We start from the raw sequence: 18,671 nt of genomic DNA, 5'->3' as shown, positions 1-18,671 counted from the left end.
ATAACTGAGTTAACAAAGATGATCATTATCAGTAATGATCATCATTCAATATCACTTATTACTTTTTTCAAAAATAGTACCTTTTCTAAATGGGGATTGTTTAAAGGCATATTTTGTTAATAGAATATAACTCAATCCACCAACAAAAAAGCCAATTAGCCACGATAAACTCACTTCACAAAACGCGGCAGCCGAGCCAATAAACATTGCTAAAATAGCAGCTTTATTAAAGCCTGCAAATTGACCATTTTTATTATAGAGTTCATTAATATCGACTTGTTGGCGCCTTAATAGATAATACTCTACAAGTAAAATTGCCACAATTGGCCCTAAGAACGCAGAATAGATCAAAATAAATAGGCCTAAGCCCTTGGCTGATGAGTCTTGCACTAAGATCCAAGGAAAAGAAGCAATGGCGAGTAACCCCGTGATCGTTACCGCTGATTTATATTTGACTTTAGTTAATAAACTAATCACATATGCCGGTGGAATAATATTTGCCACCATGTTAACTGCAATCGCCCCAAGTACAATAAATGACGATACCGCAACAGTAATATAAGAATTATCAACAACAATTGCAAAAGCTTTAACTGGGTTACTGTTGCCTGTCACCGATGCTAACATAGCACCAATTGTGATAACAAATCCATAGGCAATGGTGATAGGTACAAAATATAACAGTCCGCGTTTACCGTTACTGATACCTGATTTGAGTTCGCGTGAATAATCCGCCGCACTCAAAAATATTGCAGCATAATTACCTAAAAACATCATAATAAAACCAAAAAAAGGTAATCCCCAAGTTCCTTGAGTATTAATCCATTTTTCAATAATGACAGTTTGATGATTGCGAAGTAATAAAATAAAAGCATAGACAAGTGCGGATAGAATAACTAATGATATTAATATCTCAACCCATTTAATCGCATGAAAGCCATACAGTGATAACCCAATTTGTATAAATTGTAAAACCACAAAACAGATAAAGACATTATCAAAACTCTCATTGGATAGAATTTTGATAATTTCATTAAGTGCCGTGCCACCTATCCAACTTTGAAAGCCATACCAGACAATACCTGGAATACCACGAAGCAGTGAAGAGATTATCGAACCTTTTATACCAAATGACATTCTAAGTTGGACAACATAAGGAATGCCAGTACGGTAACCTAAGCGATCATTAAGTACAAAAATACTGGTAATAATTAAAATAGCAATCAAAGCCGCCATAAAAGTTTGCACAATATTCATAGTGGCAAAACCGGCAACCACTAAACTGGCGCCTAAGGTCATATTGCCAAGATTCACGCCATCACCAATCCACATAAAAGCATATGCCAAAGGATTAACCGTACGCTGTTGTGGTGTTTTGGGTAATAGTGATTTATCAATATTTAATTGGTTATTAGATAATTGAGGGCGATTATTATTCATTACCTATTCCTTTCGTACTTAACTTTTTAACGCCGCTATATTCAAACTAACGACGAATAAATGATCCTTTTGGTGTCGATTCAATACCCGTAGTGAAATTGTAAACTGTTTCGCCACGTAATAACGTACGTACCACTTGTGCGTTAATTTGTCGTCCAACATAAGGACTAAATTTGTTACGATATTCAAGATCTTCTGCCCTTACCACATAACTTGATTGGGGTTTGATAAAGATAATATCCGCATCTTTGCCAATCTGAATTGAACCTTTAGTTGGTAAGTTATAACGCTCAGCAGGATTTTTAGCGATGATATCGGCAAACTGTTTTAATGACATACCGCGTTTTTGCACCGCTTCATCAAAGAAAATATCGACATTATTTTGTACACCCGAAATTCCACCCCATGCATCAAATGCATTAGTTTTATTTTTCATTTCATAAGTACAAGGAGAATGGTCAGATACGGCGGTAATAATGTGACCAGAAAATAGATATTTCCATAATCCATCTTGGGCTTGTTTATCACGAATAGGGGGTGAACATTTTGCTAAAGGTCCGATAGCATCAAGTTCATCGGTGGTAAAATAGAGATAATGAATACAGGTTTCGCAAGTGACATCAACCCCTTCTTGACGCGCTTTTATCACCTCTTCAACGCCTTCTGGGCACGCCACATGACAAATATGAATACGGCACCCCGTTTGTTTAGCAAAAAAGATTGCCCGGCGAATTGCTTCTACTTCTGTAAAAATAGGACGGGTTGCCACATACTGTGAAACGCGCGTTTCACCTCGATCTTTGGCTTGTTTACCTAACATGTCGGTAATGGCGGCATTCTCAGCATGAATAGCCAGTAACTTACCGGTTTTAGCAATTTGACGCATGCCCTCCCAAAGTGCATAGTCATTAACGTTTGCAAAATCGCCCTCTAAAGTAGGATCGCCACACGTTGCCATAAAACATTTAAATGCGGTTACCCCCTCTTTAACTTGTGCTTCAATGCCACCATTAGTGAGGTTATAAGGAACTAAACCGCCAAATGAAGCAACATCAACATAGAGTTTGCCCTCACCGGCAGCGTATTTTTGTCGAAGTGTATCACCACAAGTGGTTGCTGGCAGTTGATTAAGTGGCATTTCAACAAAGGTTGTCACGCCACCTTTAGCGCAAGCTTTGGTACCAGTGACATAACCTTCCCACTCACAACGAATACCGCCAGGTTCGCTTATATGTACATGTACATCAACCATACCTGGGCTAACAATTAAACCTTGAGCATCAATAACTTCATGTGCACCATTTAGATCTGGAGCAATGGCTGCAATTTTGCCATTTTTAATGGCAACATCAGTACGGACTTCACCTGATTCTAAAATGACAATACCATTTTTTATAATTCGATCATACTGCATAATAATTTTCCAAAAATGATTAGTAAAAAATATACTTGTAATAACGCTTATTGTTCATCTTATTCATTATTACTGTTCATTACTACATTTTTGTGCAAAAAACATACCAAGGCAAAAACCACGTATCATTGCTACTTATTTGATCTTTACGCACCAAAATGATCCACTTTATAATTATTGCAGACTGTTTTTAAACATTATGGTGCATTAGGTTAAGCAACACCAAAACGTATCAGCAACGTCATATCAAATAATTTAAATGGTGATGTATTTTAATTATTAATATCAGTATAAAACTAGGTTCTATTTGTTATTTATGTAAAGTGTTACTTACTTAAATAAGAACGACGTTTTGCTCTATCGAAAATACTTTTTTATAAAGTTTCAATATACTATATTTTTATATAGATTTTATCTTACAAAAAATCAATCTATTATATCTTTAATGGATTTTATTATGGCATTAACTCCAATTTCTACTTTACTGCGGGCACAACCTACATTTAATCTTAAAAATCCTAGTCCAGCATCTCCATAGGTGGATCCAGGCATAATGGCAACTTTTTCTTTAAAGATGAGTTGATGTTGTAATTTCTCATCATTTAAATGAAACGATCTTAAATCAATCCAAGCTAAATAAGTTGAATCAGGAGGAGTACAATTTAATTGAGGAAAAGCTTTATTTAATTCATCAGCAACAAAATTTAAATTAGCTTGCAAATAAGTTTTTAACTGAGAAAGCCAAGGTAAACCCTCCTGATAGGCAGCAATTGTTGCAACTAATGACAAAACCGCGGGTGATGAGAGTCCATCACAAGATTTAAGCTGTTGTAGATAATCATTTCTAGTCTCTTCACTTTGGATGATACCGTAAGCACCGGTTAAAGCAGGAATGTTGAAGCTTTTAGAAGCAGAAGAAACTATAGCCCAGTTATTTTTACCATATTGGCTCCATGGAATATGCTTGCCAACCCATACCATATCCATATGAATTTCATCACTAATGACTTTCACATTATATTTATCACATAAACTCGATATAACCTTTAACTCTTGGTGATTCCAGACCTTACCGGTAGGGTTATGAGGATTGCATAACAATAGTATTTTGACATCTTTTTTAGATAAGATTGTTTCAAGATAATTGAGGTCACATTCCCAATTATTATTTTGTTTAATTAAAGGACATGATTGTACTTTTCTTTTATTACCTAAAATGGTTTTATAAAAAGCATCATATGCCGGAGTATGCAATACGACACTATCCCCTTCGTCACTCCATAAAGAAATTAATTTTGATATTATATAAATAACTGATGGGCCATAGACAATCATTTCAGGATCAATTGAGGTATCAAATTGAGATGAAAACCAATATTTAATAGCACCTAGATATTCTTCATTCTTCCAACGACTATAACCTAAAACCCCATGTTCAATTCTTTTTTCCAGTGCTTTTTTGATACAAGGTGCTATTTTAAAATCCATATCTGAAATGGTAAAAGGTGTTAAATTAGCAACGCCAAAACGATCTTGAACATAATCCCACTGTGTACACCATGTCCCTAATCGATTAACAGGTTGGTCAAAATCAAAAATGTCGTTTGATAACGTCATGTCCATATTCCTTGCAAACAAAAGGGAGAGTATAAGTACTCTTCCTTTAGGGTATATAATTAATTATTCAAATATTTTTGTAAATCATCTTTTACAACTTGAACTTGGGGGCCTATCACCACTTGTAAATTATGATCATTAAGTCTAACCACGCCAATAGCTTTGTTAGCTTTTAATTTAGCATCATCGACAAGATTAATATCTTTTACAGACAATCTTAATCTAGTAATGCAATTGTCCAAAGAGATGATATTGTCCACACCACCTAATGCTTCAAGAATTTCAATAGTGTTATAACCAGAATTAGTCGCTAAATTATTCTTAGCTTGAGGAGTACTATCGGTATCAAATTCGTTATCACTTTCTCTGCCTGGAGTTTTTATATTGAATTTCAGTATGAAAAATCTAAAAATAAAGAAGTAAATAACAAACCAAAAAGCAGCAACAACGGGTACTAAATACCATTTAGTGGCAGTACCATGTAAAATACCAAAGACCACAAGATCGATAATATTACCGTCAGTATTACCAATTGTTACACCGAGCAGTGACATTACCATAAAACCAAGTCCAGTTAAAACAGCATGGATAACATATAAAACTGGGGATACAAATAAGAACAAAAATTCTAATGGTTCAGTTATTCCACCAATAGTACAAGCTACAATACCTGAAATTAGCAATCCTTTTATTTTATGTCTATTTTCTGGCTTAGCGCAGACATACATAGCCAATGCCGCTCCAGGTAATCCCCCTAAAAATGATGGCATTTTACCTTGAGATAAAAATCGCGTTGCGCTTTCTGAGAATTCAGTCGTTGTAGGACAAGATAATTGTGCTTGGAATATAGTTAATGCCCCACTAACTGTTTCATTACAAACTTCCATTGTGCCACCAGCATCAGTAAAACGCACCAAAGCAACTAAAATATGGTGTAATCCAAAAGGTAATAACAGTCGTTCGCCAGTACCAAAAATAAATGGACCAAAATCACCAGTACTATTGACAATATAACCTAATCCACTAATACCTTTGGCAAAAAATGGCCAAATTAAAGGTACTAATAATCCCAAAATACCGAAAGTAACAGTTGTAATAATTGGCACAAAACGATTACCACCAAAAAAAGCTAATGCATTTGGCAAACGAATTGCTCGGAATCGTTCATGTAATATATAAACCAAAATACCAACAAAAATAGCGCCTAAAATACCAGTATTAATTGATTGAATACCAAATATCGACTGAATATCATTAGCTCTTAAGACCGCTGGGTCTGTAGTCGGTAAAATACCAGAAATAGTCAAATAAAAGTTAATACTTAGGTTAAGTACAATGTAACCAACAAAACCAGAAAAAGCAGCAACGCCTTTATCTTCTCTAGCTAAACCTAAAGGAATAGCGATTGCAAACATTACCGGAAGAAAGCTAAATGCAAAAGAACCAACTTTACTCATCCATGTGAAAATGGTAATACAAAAGGCATTATCTAAGAAAGGAAGTAAATCCCGCACATCCTGGCTAGCTAATGAACTCCCAATTCCAAGCATAATCCCACAAAATGAGAGCAAAGCTACAGGTAGCATAAATGTCTTACCTAAACTCTGAAAAAATTCCCAAAATGTTACTTTATTTGTTGTTTTATTTTCCATAATTTCATCCATTTTTATAAAAACACATTTAATTTAGCTCAATACTCTATTTTTTACCATAGATGAAATGAGGGAATTATCTCAATAATAATAATAAAATATAATGTGTATAATAACTATATGAATAAAAATAACATTAATAGAATCTGACCAGATTAAGCAGCATGATTAGTTTGCCTATATTTACCTAAAGTTTAATTTATAGCTGAATTTTGCCTATGCAAACAATAAATATGCTTACCGTGTTTATTGTTTGGCAATTTTAGATTATAAATTAACACTCGTTTAAGCGCTGATGGCCTTAATCAAAAACTTGCAACACTAGTTCGGCAAAAGTGAGCTGAATCGGCTAACCTCATATCATTAGCTAAAGTTGTTAATGTATGACACAACATTTATCATATAAATCATATAAAGTACTAAACGAATTCGAGTTTTCACTTATCCTATTTTCCTAAATTTATCTGTAAATGATTAATAAACAGCTACTCAACCAAATACGATAAAAATGGTTATTAATAGTTGATAAATAGAGTGGTTTATTGGGGGAAAGGTGATCGGTTTTAACTACCTTACATTAATCACAACGACTTAATGTAAGGTAATGTCTAAAGATTACTCAGTAACAATAGTAAAACGTTGTTTAATATGTTTAGCATGTTCAGCTTCGTCGATCATAGCAATTGCATAATCGGCATAGCTAACGTGGCTTTTACCGTTACTATTGAATAAAACTTGCTCACCGCCAGAAGTGTAATGACCGGTTCTTGGTCCATCAGCGATAAACTCAATAGCTGGACTTAAATAGGTCCATTGCACGTCATCGCATTTTTTCAATTGATCAAGGCCTTTAGCCATATTATTGGCTAGCGGTTTAAACTCGTCAGGGAATTGAGGTGTATCAACTAAACGAACTGTTTGTTCTGGGTTAACGTACAAGCTTCCCGCTCCACCAACAACTAACAAGCGATTAGGTTTACCACTTAAAATATCAGTTAAATGTTTTAAGCTAGTTTGATGTTGTGGAAGGGTGTCGGGCGTCCACGCCGCGAACGCATCAATAATGACATCAAAAGATTTCAAATCGTCGTATGTAAGTTGAAAAAGATCTTTAACTAGCACGTTTGCTTTAGGATCAACTTTCGCATCAGCTTTACGTACAATGGCGGTAACATCATGTCCACGCGATAGCGCTTCTTTAACAATCAAACTACCTGATTTACCATTAGCACCAATAACTGCAATCTTCATTATCCACTCCTTTTGTCTTATCTAAATAAAATATTTTAAATTTTGGTTAATGCCTAATTTACTGAGCATCTACGACCCAAACACGATATTTAGATTAATATTCAAAGTTTCTATTGTAAAGTAGGTACTAAGTAGTAATATAGTATCCAATTTGGAACCATTGTTGAATTTAAAGGAATTATTGATATGTTAACCATTGACAATTTACCACCTTGCCCTGTTGAAACTACATTAATGCTAATGGGTGATAAATGGAAAGTTCTGATTATCCGAGACTTACTGACCGGCACTAAACGTTTTGGCGAATTAAAAAAATCACTAAATGGCATATCACAAAAAGTGTTAACTCAACATTTAAGAGCAATGGAAAAAAGTGGTCTTATTCATCGTAAAGTCTATGCTGAGGTTCCCCCTAAAGTTGAATATACTCTTACCGAAGTCGGGCAAAGTTTAAAACAAGTACATGATGCGATGTTAGATTGGGGACAAGCGTATAAATCAAGAAAGAATCAGCAATAATAATTACAAATCAATCATGTAAATATAACTAAAAACGCATAACTAAAACCCCAAAGAGTGGTAAACAACTTACCATTCTTCAATCAAATACAGTTAGTTATCCACTTCCAGACAACCAAAATAAAATTCACCGGTTTTAGCGTCTTGATCACGACCAATAAGCACTGTCTTTGGATAAGGATTATCAGTAGTCACAGGGGCAGTATATTTATAATATTGATTGATATTACCCCAAGAAAGCCTTTGTTTTAGCTCATTAGGAATTGGTTTTGCGCCAATCGATTGAGCAAAATTATTCATATCCCCTTTAGCGATAGCAAAAAAATAAGACCCACTATCACCAAGATAACGCACAACAGATACTGTAACATTATCAATGTTAAACGGTGTGGCAAAATGAAATTCCTGATTAATCAGTCCATCTTCTTCCAAATTTTTAACTTTAATATTGTGTTCACGTAGCCGCGCTACTGTTTTGGCATCGCGCGCATCAAAAGCCTCGGTTTGGCAGAATAAAGCAGCTTTAAATTCATCTTCAACGGTGGCTGCTTTTGGATTAGCCAATGCCACCCCTTGTAAGCCCAACATAAGTACTATACCACCGAAAATCTTATAGTGTGTTTTCATATGTTCCTTATAAAATCCTAAACCATACATGTAAATATTCAGCTAATTAAATTTATTTAACCGACCAAACAACATATTGCTGGCTTTTGATAAAAGTCTTTTTTGTCTAAACATTGAAGTTTTTCATAAACGCTATTATGACTTTTTTTGTATCAAAAGATACTATTTTTTCTCAAAACAAAAGTGAGCCATGCAATATGAATATCGCAATTTCCCTTAAACTATATTACTATGATTTAACTGATTTTCATTCACTGAACTAACTATGCGCGAGTCTTCCAATAACTTAACCATTAAAGATATTGCCAAACTTTGTGGGGTAAGTAAGTCCACTGTTTCAAGGGTAATAAATCACGATCCTATGGTGAAGGAAGTGACGCGTAATAAAGTCATGGCGATAATTGAGCAGTATCAATTTACCCCATCAAAATCAGCCAGGGCAATGCGTGGTTATGGTAATAAAGTGATTGGTATTATTGTAACTCGCCTTGATTCGATGTCTGAAAATCAAGCAGTGCGCTCAATGTTACCTATTTTTTACCAGCGTGGTTACGATCCTATCATTATGGAAAGCCAATTTAACATTGATAAGGTGCAAGAACACCTAGCAATGCTAAAAGAGAAACAAGCAGATGCGGTAGTAATATTTGCGTTTACCGGGCTTGATAAATCTTTATTATCTGACTGGAAAAATAGGTGTGTGATATTGGCAAGATCGTTTTCCGAATATACTTGTGTTTGTTATGATGATGTTGGAGCGGTAACAAATTTATTTAACTATCTACACCAAAATAAAAAACATCAAAATATTGCTTATATTGGTGTAGATAAGCAAGATCAAACAACTGGCGCACTGCGATATCAAGCCTATCAAGATTGTTGCTTAGCACATCACACCATACCTAATGCTTACTTAGGCAAATTAAGTTACCGTTCTGGCTATAACCTTGCTCAATCAGTTTTAAAGCATTCACCTTCGGCTATCATTTGTGCTACCGATGCTATCGCATTAGGACTAAATAAATATTTAAGTGAAAAAAAACGCAATCATATCGTTGTGGCTAGCGTTGGTCATAGTGAACTGCTTACTTTTTTGTTTCCACAAACTGTCGTTATAGAACTAGGTTTTGATAGAGCCGGTATTTATGCTGCTCAAGAGTTACTTAATATGTTACAAGGTAAAATTACCGGTAAAACTATCACGGTTCCTTGCCAATTAACGAATCAATAATCAATCTGATTCGAATTATACGCTAAAAAATTGTGAATTGAATCACAATTTGGGAACGTTCCCATTTATTATTTATTGAATTCAATTTATGATAACTATTGATATAAAATAGCCAAATTATTGATGTAATAAAACAGCGAAAGTACTAATTGAAAGGAGACTTGCGATGGCTAAAGATTCGAAAATATCAACAGAATCGATCATGCAATTAATTGAATTTGTTGGCGGCAAACAAAACATTGCGAGTGTAAGCCACTGTTTGACTCGATTAAGGTTTGCTTTGGTTGATCCTAAAACCGCCAATATCCAAGCTATCGAAACGTTACCTTTTATCAAAGGATGCTTTAACAATGCTGGGCAATTTCAAGTGATTATTGGCACGAATGTGGATGATTATTACAAAGTACTAATCCAGCAGTTAAATTTAACCGAAGCAACCAAAGAACAAACAAAAGCTGCATCTAAGCAAAATATGTCTGTTTTTGAAAGATTAATTTCGAACTTAGCTGAAATTTTTGTACCTTTGCTGCCTGCTTTAATTGCTGGCGGTTTGTTATTGGGATTACGCAACATTATTGGTGATATGCCCACCATAGATGATAAGCCATTAATTCAAACTTATCATTGGTTAGCACCTATTTACAATATACTTTGGCTACCTTGTGAAGCAATTTTCCATTTTCTACCGGTGGCAATTTGCTGGTCTACAGTCAAAAAAATGGGCGGGTCGCCTGTGTTAGGTATCGTTTTAGGCATAACATTGGTTTCACCACAATTGATGAACGCTTACGATCTTGGCAGTAAAATACCTGAAGTGTGGGATTTTGGCTGGTTCACTATCCAAAAAGTCGGCTATCAAGCACAAGTGATTCCATCGATTTTTGCCGGTTTAGCACTAGGATGGATCGAAACGCGATTACGTAAAATTATCCCTGATTATCTTACGTTAGTGATTGTTCCGATTGTATCACTACTACTTGCTGTTTTTTTAGCGCATTTTTTATTAGGTCCTTTAGGGCGTATGTTAGGTAATGGTATTGCCTATGGGGTTAGATATTTGATGACGGGTGATTATGCCTTTATTGGTTCAGCCATTTTTGGTTTTTTATACTCACCGTTGGTGATCACCGGTATTCACCATACAACGTTGGCCATTGATATGCAGATGACCCAAAATATGGGGGGCACACCGATTTGGCCAATTATTGCCCTATCCAATATTGCTCAAGCCTCGGCGGTTGTTGGCATTATTTTAGTTAGTAAAAAACATAACGAACGTGAAGTGTCGGTTCCGGCTGCCATATCAGCTTATCTGGGCGTGACTGAACCAGCTATGTACGGGATCAATTTACGTTATAAATTCCCGATGCTATGTGCCATGATCGGTGCTGCGTTTGCTGGCTTAGTTTGTGGTCTATTTGGTGTGTTATCTAATGGTATTGGAGTCGGCGGATTACCAGGCATCTTATCGATTCAACCCGTTTATTGGGGAATTTATGCCTTAGCTATGTTGGTGGCAATAGTTGTGCCAATTGTTTTAACAGCAGCTGTTTATAAATTAAAATTGAAAAAAGGCACATTAAATATTCGCTAAACACGAATTAATATCCGTTAACCATTCGATTACTGAATGGTTAATTCATGTCAGATTAAAAAATAAAGAGTAAGCAATGAATAAAATAGATATCCCGTGGTGGCAAAATGGTACTATCTATCAAATCTATCCCAAAAGCTTTCAAGCCAGTGGCGCGGGTTCAACGGGGGATTTATTAGGCATTATTAGTCGATTAGATTATCTGAAAAATTTGGGCATTAGTGCGATTTGGTTAACGCCAATTTATCCCTCTCCGCAAGTTGATAATGGTTATGATGTATCGGATTACTATGATATTGATCCGGCTTATGGCACGATGGACGACTTTGAATTATTGGTTAAGCAGGCGCATGAACGTGATATCCGGATTATGATGGATATGGTATTTAACCATACTTCAACACAGCATCCATGGTTTAAATCCGCCTTAGATAAAACCAGCCCATTTCGATCGTTTTATATTTGGAAAGATGCCAAAGCTGACGGATCAGAACCCAACAATTGGCGATCTAAATTTGGCGGCAAAGCTTGGCAGTGGCATGAGCAATCCAAACAATACTATTTACACCTATTTGCAAAACAGCAAGCCGATCTTAACTGGGAAAATCCAACTGTCCGCCAAGAGATTAAACATGTCTGTCAATTTTGGGCGGATAAAGGGGTTGATGCATTAAGGCTTGATGTGATTAATTTGGTCTCTAAACAGCAAGACTTTCCGGATGACATGAATGGTGACGGACGAAGATATTATACGGACGGCCCGAAAATACACGAATTTTTACAAGAGTTAAGTCGAGATGTTTTTCAACCTAATGGTTTAAAAACCGTGGGTGAAATGTCGTCCACTACGCTTGAAAACTGTCAAAAATATGCCGCATTGGATGGCAAAGAGTTGACCATGACGTTTAATTTTCATCATTTAAAGATTGATTATCCAAATGGGGAAAAATGGACGCTGGCTAAGCCTGATTTACTTGAACTCAAAAAAATACTTGGCTATTGGCAAGTGGGTATGCACGGTAAGGCGTGGAATGCGATTTTCTGGTGTAATCACGATCAACCTCGCATTGTGTCACGTTTAGGTAATGAAGACCAATACCACAGCGAATCGGCAAAAATGCTAGCGATGATTCTTTATGGACTCCAAGGCACACCGTACCTTTATCAAGGTGAAGAGATCGGGATGACAAACCCCCATTTTACTCATATTTCGCAATATAAAGATGTAGAAAGTCTTAATATCTACCAAGAAAAAATTGCCGAAGGTATGTCAGAGTCTGATATGTTAGCGATTCTTGCCAGTAAATCACGGGACAATAGCCGAACGCCAATGCAGTGGGACAACACCGCCAATGCCGGATTTAGCCAAGGTAAACCTTGGATTGAGGTGGCAAACAATTACCCGAAAATCAATGTTAAAGCAGCGCTTGATGATCCTAATTCCATTTTTTATTGCTATCAAACTTTAATCAAATTACGCAAAACATACCCGATCTTTATTTTCGGTGACTATCAAGATCTAACGCCTGATAATGCTGATTGTTGGTGCTATATCAGACATTGGAATAATCAAACGTTAATTGTGATAGCCAATCTGACCGAAAATAGGGTTAAATGGCAATTGCCTAAAGCATTAGAAAATAGTTCTTGGAAAAAATTGTTAAGTAATTACTCAAATCAAACAGTGCTCGAAGGTGAAATGGTATTACAGCCTTATGAAGCAACGTATTTGTTGCACGAAAATAATTAGCAATTTTTAACATACTAAAATTAACGCAAAATTGAATGGTTCAGCTGGGTCTGGTGAGTTATTTTTCTGCTGGCTTATACAAACAATAAATATGTTTACCATGTTTATTGTTTGGCAATTTTTGATTATAAATTAACGCTCGTTTCAGCTCTGAGGGTCTTAATCCGAAATTTGCAACACAAGTTCGGCTAAAGTGAGCTGAATCGGCAAAGCCCATATTATTAGCTAACGTTGTTAAAGTTGCCGATGCGTCAAGCGTATTAATAACATCACGCAATCTTTTCCATAACAGGTAGCCTCGGAAATTGATACCTAGATTTTCTCGAAATAGATGTAAAAAACGACTTTCGGATAAATAAATTTTATCAGCAATTTCTTTTGAGGATATCTGTTTTACCGGCAATAACGAAATTATTGAGGTCGCTTTAACTATTCGACTATCTTGCCGACAAAGACAACTGGTATTAGGGCGATATAATAAATTAACAATATGCTCGATATCGAATACCTGTTTATTTTCAATAATATGTATAAAATATTGTGCCAGTATTGAGGCTTCTTCACGCGATAAACGATAAATAGGATCGTTTTCGGTAAAATGTGACAATAAATGAAAATAAGGCGCGTCGGGTTCGAGTAAAAAATTGATAGCGCAAGTTGTATTTAATTTATGTGACAGATTTGAACGAATAATAAAACCAAATTCACGATACTTTTTATCTTCTGTTTCTAAACTTAAAAAAATATCGTTTAGTGATATCGTTAATTGTAAACAAGGATGGCGATGAAAATCGGTATTAACGTTATGGAGAAAGTACAAAGTTGCTGAATCTTGTTCATCTAATTGAATCACTGAATCAATATGCAAAATGCGCTCTCCTGCTTATTTTATATCTGAATACTATACCACTGATTGATACTTTACTCCTGCCACAAAATAAAAATCACGTTGATTTAATTAGCCAAGTATCAATTAACCTTCACCGAAGATTTTGCTAACCATACTATACCAATTAAACCTAAAAATATCATACCATATAGCCAAAAAATTTCATTAATGCCAATTAATAAACTTTGATTGGTAATCTGTTGTGCCAGCATAGCTGACACTTGCATGTCAGATAAATCTAGTTGATTGAACTGTTGATAAGTGTAATTTAATGCTTGGGAATTTTGATAAATTATATCAGTCAATTGACTGTGATGAATCACTTCACGACGCTCCCATAAAGTAGCGGTTAACGAGGTACCAACTGATGTCGACAACGTTCTAAAAAAGTTAAAAATACTGCCGGCAATTGCTAATTTATGAATAGGAATATCAGATAAAATAATAATATTTAAGGGCATAATAAAACATGCTATCGCAAAGCCTTGATAAAACTGCGGCCATGCTGCATCAGCAAAAGTCATGTTTGATTCAAATGTATATGCTCGCCAAAAAAAACAGAGTGCAAACACAATAAAGCTAAACGTCACCACTTTTCGCATATCAACATTTGAAGCAAATCGGCCAATTATTGGCGCAAGAAAAATAGGAACCAAACCAATTGGCGCCAACACTAAACCGGCGTAAGTTGCAGTATAACCAAACACACGTTGTAATAATTGTGGTTGAATAACCAGCGTGCCAATATGGAGTAAAAATGCCAAACTAATACAAATTGTGCCAATGGTAAAATTTCGAGATTTAAAAACGGATAAATCAATAATTGGATAATCTGTTGTTTGTTCCCAAACAATAAAATAACTAATAAAAACAACAGCTAATACAGAAAGAATAATAATCTGATTAGAATTAAACCAATCAAGCTCTTTTCCTCTATCTAATACCAGTTGTAAACACCCCACGCCAGCTATAAATAAAACTAATCCAATCCTATCAATGGGTAATTTGCTGGTAGCCGTTTCACGATCTTTTAATAAAAGGTGGACACCAAACCAAATGATGATCCCGAAAGGAATATTGATTAAAAAGATCCATCCCCAAAAATAATTATCACTAATCCAACCACCTAGAATTGGACCACAGATTGGCGCAATAATAATTGTCATTGACCATATGGCTAATGACATATTTTTTTTGGCCGGCGGGCAATACGCTAATAGCAAGCTTTGCGATAGAGGGATGATTGGTCCAGAAACCATACCTTGCAATAATCTTGAAAAAATCAGCATGGCTAAACTATTTGAAATACCACAAAGCCAAGAAGTGACTACGAAAAATAAGATAGAATAAGTAAATAATTTCACTTCACCAAAACGCTGAGCTAACCATCCCGTTAAGGGGATCGAAATAGCATTAGCAACGGCAAAAGAGGTGATAACCCACGTTCCTTGCGAATTTGAAGCACCAAGATTACCCGTAATGGTTGATAACGCCACATTAGTAATTGTTAAATCCAAAATCTGTAAAAACGCGATTACCGCTAATAAAATAATTAGTAAGATAAATCTGATGCCAGTTAAAGGCAATGAGGACGCTTTACTTTGATTCATTGAATAATCTGCGTAGCGTAGAAATTGGTTTTTACAATATCCTCAACGAGCTGCTCAAATTCACTTTCATCAAAAGAAAGTGAATCCGTTTGATATTTTATCGTCTTCGCTGGAATATCGGTTAAAAGCTTACCTGACGTATCATGCGTATCCACATTAACATTCATTGATAAGCCTATACGTAATGGAAATTGTTTAAGTTGCGCTTTGTCTAATTCAATCCGTACCGGTAAACGTTGAATCACTTTGATCCAATTTCCTGTCGCATTTTGTGCAGGTAGCAAAGAAAAAGCACCGCCAGTACCCATCGCAATACCACTTATCTTTCCTTTATACTCAACTTTTTCACCATAGTAATCACTTTCTAAGGTAACTGGCTGACCGATACGAATATCGTTTAACTGTACCTCTTTAAAATTTGCTTCTACCCATACTTGATCTAACGGAACAATAACCATTAAACGCTCACCTTTAGTCACTTGTGTACCAACTTGGACACTTCGCCTCGCGACATACCCAGTTACAGGTGCGGTGATTTTGGTTCGCTTTAAGTTAAGCCAAGCTTGTTTTAATTTAAAAATTGCTTGCTGAATACTTGGTTGTTCTAATAATGGCGTTTTCATTAGTAGCGCATTATTAATGGCTAATTCATGCTGAGATATCTTTAAATCATTAATAGCAAAATCGACATCTTGCCTTGCATGAATAATCTCTTCTTTTGAAATGACCTTTCGTGACCAAAGATTCTCCCGGCGTTCAAGATCTTGCTTAAGTTTGTCTAACGTGACTTGTTTTAACTGAATGCTGGCTGAAAGTTTTTCATTTGTGATCTGAATTTGATGCAACTCTCTAATCGCTTTGATTAACGCATTTTTGGCATAACCAAATTCATTTTCTGCATCAACTGCATCAATCGTTGCTATCACATCATTTTGTTGAATAAAATCGTTATTATCGACATTAATCTCTACTATTCCACCATTTACTTGCGCATCAACTGGGACCTGATTACCCATAACATAGGCATTATCAGTTGATTGATTAAATCGACTAAACATAAACCAATAAACGCCATAAGCCAAAGCAAAAAAAAGAAATAATAGCGTTAATATAATCAGCTTCTTTTTACGTTTAATTGGCTGCGGTGGCGAATCTATCTCTTTATCCATACTTTTATCCGTCTAACTACAACATAATTAAGGGTAGAAAACAGTAGTATTAGATAGATAATTGGCTTTGTCTTGAATAAAGTAGCTAACTTGATTTTAAATTGATATAGCTGATTTATTTGAATGAATCTTGGTTAATATATCGACTATAGGATGTAGAAAGCAAAAACAGCAGTCAAAATTCTATAATCGCGATTTTAAAGAGAAATCATTTAACGTGCTTATTGAAACGGTATAGACTCCTCAATATTTTTTACAGAGATATGAATCAAAAATGTGATTTATGCCTAAAACGAGAGCCAACGGTGGGTAAAAATGTTGCTCCGGCTTTAACATCTAACCAAATTTGCCGATAACGTTGGCGTCGCTTTACTCGGCAATAATTCGCCAATATGGAAAACCCTTGCTTTTCCATTATCCATAGAAAACAGGACTGCCATTTAGCAGCGGTATTGGGGCTAATCCCTAATTGTTGATTGGCGGTTTTAAGGGTTTCACCTTGTAGCAATAAGTCAACAAAAGGCAACCACAGTTCGCAATGGGATAAATGATTTAATTGATATTTTTTGAGCGGATTAAACGTACGTCGACAGCTTCGGCAACGAAAATTAAGGCGGTGACCAATACGAACCGTCAGAGGTGATTGGCAATAATCGCAAGGCATGACGGATGTACTGAGCAAATCTTTAAGCCATGATTTAAATGCTTGCGCTTGCTGACTGACCTGGTTAGGGGTGGTTTTCTCAAGGTCTAATACCGCTTGATAAAGGTCAGGCTCATGCTGTTCCAGCAATTGCCGAATAACATTATCCCGTCTACGAGCTGCTCGTGGTGACAGGTTGAACTGAGCTGCAATAAAACTGTGGGGCTGAGCCGTTAAGGTATACGCAGCAATATCAATCAGTAATGATGTCGGTTTAAGGCGCTGGTATAAAGGATTTGCTGCAACAAACTTGGGCAACTGTTGCAAAAATCGCTCAGCAGCAGGCTGTTGCTTACTCGGTAAAATTGCATGATACATTATTACGCTCCTTATAACGGTATAGACTCCTCAATAATTTTTACAAACACTATAACCTAAAAAGTAAACTCTTGGAATTGTTTAATTAACGACTGCCCAGCCTAAACAGAATATGTTATATTATTTTTTAACTGATTTTACAAGGTGATACGATGGATATTAAACTGACTAAGCATGACAAACGCTATATTGAAGGCACAGACGATGTGTACAGCATTATGCAACGTGTGTTATTGCGTGATAACCAAATCGACCAAGAAAAAGAACATCTTTGGATGATTGGCATGAATCAAGCTGGTTATATTCTGTACATCGAACTGATTGCGCTTGGCAGTTATAAATCGGTCGACGTTGAACCGATGAATGTATTTCGTGTTGCGGTGATGAAAAACGCCTCACGCGTGATATTAGTTCATAATCATCCGTCAGGATCGCTGACGCCGTCGGATGCCGATAAAGATATCACCGATCGCCTCATTCAAGTTGGCCGTATTTTAAATATCGACCTAATCGACCACCTAATCATCACCCCAAAAACCTATATCAGCTTCCGCAGTACTAAACTTATGGACGAGTTAGAACAAAGCCTAAAATACGTACCGACTTATCAAGTAGTTGAACGCATCCGTAAGGAAGAAAAGTTGATTGCTAAAGAGAAGTTGGCGGTTGAAAAGGATAAGACAAAAACAGCTCAACAAAAAGCAAAAGCGGAAAAGGAACGTCGGGAAAAACTAGAACTGGCAACAGCAACCGCTTTACGTGACAAAGGTGTATCAATCGAAGATATTGCTAAGATTTTGGGGATAACGGTTAAAGCGGTGGAGAGACTTATAAAAGATAAATAACATTCTAGAACCTTATAATAAAAGATTCAGAATGTTATACAA

The 18,671-nt window shown here is 35.9% G+C and carries 15 protein-coding genes; 5 read left to right on the top strand and 10 right to left on the bottom strand.

Translation table 11 applies throughout. The features are described from left to right. Window positions 1-51: 51 nt before the first annotated feature. The 5 genes from J3U56_RS07520 to J3U56_RS07500 form a co-directional block, all read right to left on the bottom strand. Window positions 52-1,440: an NCS1 family transporter gene (locus J3U56_RS07520; protein ID WP_267334067.1), complete on the bottom strand. Its 1,389-nt coding sequence runs from the start codon at window positions 1,438-1,440 to the stop codon at window positions 52-54. 46 nt (window positions 1,441-1,486) lie between these two features. After that, on the bottom strand, window positions 1,487-2,854 hold the full coding sequence (gene allB / locus J3U56_RS07515; protein WP_267367227.1) for an allantoinase AllB: 1,368 nt from the start codon (window positions 2,852-2,854) through the stop codon (window positions 1,487-1,489). Window positions 2,855-3,280: 426 nt separating this feature from the next. Then, window positions 3,281-4,453, bottom strand: coding sequence for a MalY/PatB family protein (locus J3U56_RS07510; protein WP_267367253.1), 1,173 nt, complete (start codon window positions 4,451-4,453; stop codon window positions 3,281-3,283). 77 nt (window positions 4,454-4,530) lie between these two features. Further along, entirely contained in the window at window positions 4,531-6,123 is a 1,593-nt protein-coding gene (gene malX, locus J3U56_RS07505) for a maltose/glucose-specific PTS transporter subunit IIBC (protein WP_267334065.1), read from the bottom strand. A 615-nt stretch (window positions 6,124-6,738) separates the two neighbouring features. Beyond that, window positions 6,739-7,374, bottom strand: coding sequence for an NAD(P)-dependent oxidoreductase (locus J3U56_RS07500; RefSeq protein ID WP_267334064.1), 636 nt, complete (start codon window positions 7,372-7,374; stop codon window positions 6,739-6,741). Window positions 7,375-7,560: 186 nt separating this feature from the next. On the opposite strand from J3U56_RS07500, the gene J3U56_RS07495 reads away from it, so the two are divergent. Then, entirely contained in the window at window positions 7,561-7,893 is a 333-nt protein-coding gene (locus tag J3U56_RS07495; RefSeq protein ID WP_267334063.1) for a winged helix-turn-helix transcriptional regulator, read from the top strand. 93 nt (window positions 7,894-7,986) lie between these two features. On the opposite strand, the gene J3U56_RS07490 is transcribed toward J3U56_RS07495, so the two are convergent. After that, on the bottom strand, window positions 7,987-8,520 hold the full coding sequence (locus J3U56_RS07490; protein WP_267367224.1) for a hypothetical protein: 534 nt from the start codon (window positions 8,518-8,520) through the stop codon (window positions 7,987-7,989). Window positions 8,521-8,785: 265 nt separating this feature from the next. Here J3U56_RS07490 and treR point away from each other — a divergent pair, with 265 nt between their 5' ends. From treR to treC, 3 genes are all read left to right on the top strand, one after another. Beyond that, window positions 8,786-9,751: a trehalose operon repressor TreR gene (treR, locus tag J3U56_RS07485; protein WP_267334061.1), complete on the top strand. Its 966-nt coding sequence runs from the start codon at window positions 8,786-8,788 to the stop codon at window positions 9,749-9,751. Window positions 9,752-9,917: 166 nt separating this feature from the next. After that, complete coding sequence (gene treB, locus J3U56_RS07480; RefSeq protein ID WP_267367223.1) at window positions 9,918-11,345, top strand: PTS trehalose transporter subunit IIBC; 1,428 nt, start codon at window positions 9,918-9,920, stop codon at window positions 11,343-11,345. A 76-nt stretch (window positions 11,346-11,421) separates the two neighbouring features. Next, window positions 11,422-13,095, top strand: coding sequence for an alpha,alpha-phosphotrehalase (treC, locus tag J3U56_RS07475; RefSeq protein WP_267367221.1), 1,674 nt, complete (start codon window positions 11,422-11,424; stop codon window positions 13,093-13,095). Window positions 13,096-13,153: 58 nt separating this feature from the next. Here the strand turns inward: treC and J3U56_RS07470 are convergent, their stop codons facing one another. The 4 genes from J3U56_RS07470 to J3U56_RS07455 all read right to left on the bottom strand — a co-directional run bounded on the left by J3U56_RS07470 (window position 13,154) and on the right by J3U56_RS07455 (window position 17,784). Next, the gene (locus J3U56_RS07470) at window positions 13,154-13,963 is read right to left on the bottom strand and encodes an AraC family transcriptional regulator (protein ID WP_267367219.1); all 810 of its coding nucleotides are present in this window, start codon (window positions 13,961-13,963) and stop codon (window positions 13,154-13,156) included. A gap of 101 nt (window positions 13,964-14,064) precedes the next feature. Then, on the bottom strand, window positions 14,065-15,594 hold the full coding sequence (locus tag J3U56_RS07465) for a DHA2 family efflux MFS transporter permease subunit (protein ID WP_267367217.1): 1,530 nt from the start codon (window positions 15,592-15,594) through the stop codon (window positions 14,065-14,067). Further along, complete coding sequence (locus J3U56_RS07460) at window positions 15,591-16,763, bottom strand: HlyD family efflux transporter periplasmic adaptor subunit (protein ID WP_267367215.1); 1,173 nt, start codon at window positions 16,761-16,763, stop codon at window positions 15,591-15,593. The genes J3U56_RS07465 and J3U56_RS07460 overlap by 4 nt, the downstream gene beginning before the upstream one ends. Before the next feature lie 268 nt (window positions 16,764-17,031). Beyond that, window positions 17,032-17,784 (bottom strand): hypothetical protein, encoded by a 753-nt coding sequence (locus tag J3U56_RS07455; RefSeq protein WP_267367214.1) that lies wholly within the window; start codon window positions 17,782-17,784, stop codon window positions 17,032-17,034. 152 nt (window positions 17,785-17,936) lie between these two features. On the opposite strand from J3U56_RS07455, the gene J3U56_RS07450 reads away from it, so the two are divergent. Then, a complete protein-coding gene (locus J3U56_RS07450) occupies window positions 17,937-18,629 on the top strand; it encodes a JAB domain-containing protein (RefSeq protein ID WP_267367213.1) in 693 nt (230 codons plus the stop codon). Window positions 18,630-18,671 lie beyond the last annotated feature (42 nt).

The organism is Gilliamella sp. B2824 (genome assembly GCF_026536245.1).
Classification (GTDB): domain Bacteria; phylum Pseudomonadota; class Gammaproteobacteria; order Enterobacterales; family Orbaceae; genus Gilliamella.
The sequence above is the reverse complement of the archived record's forward strand: the minus strand, read 5'-3'. Positions and strand labels throughout refer to the sequence as shown.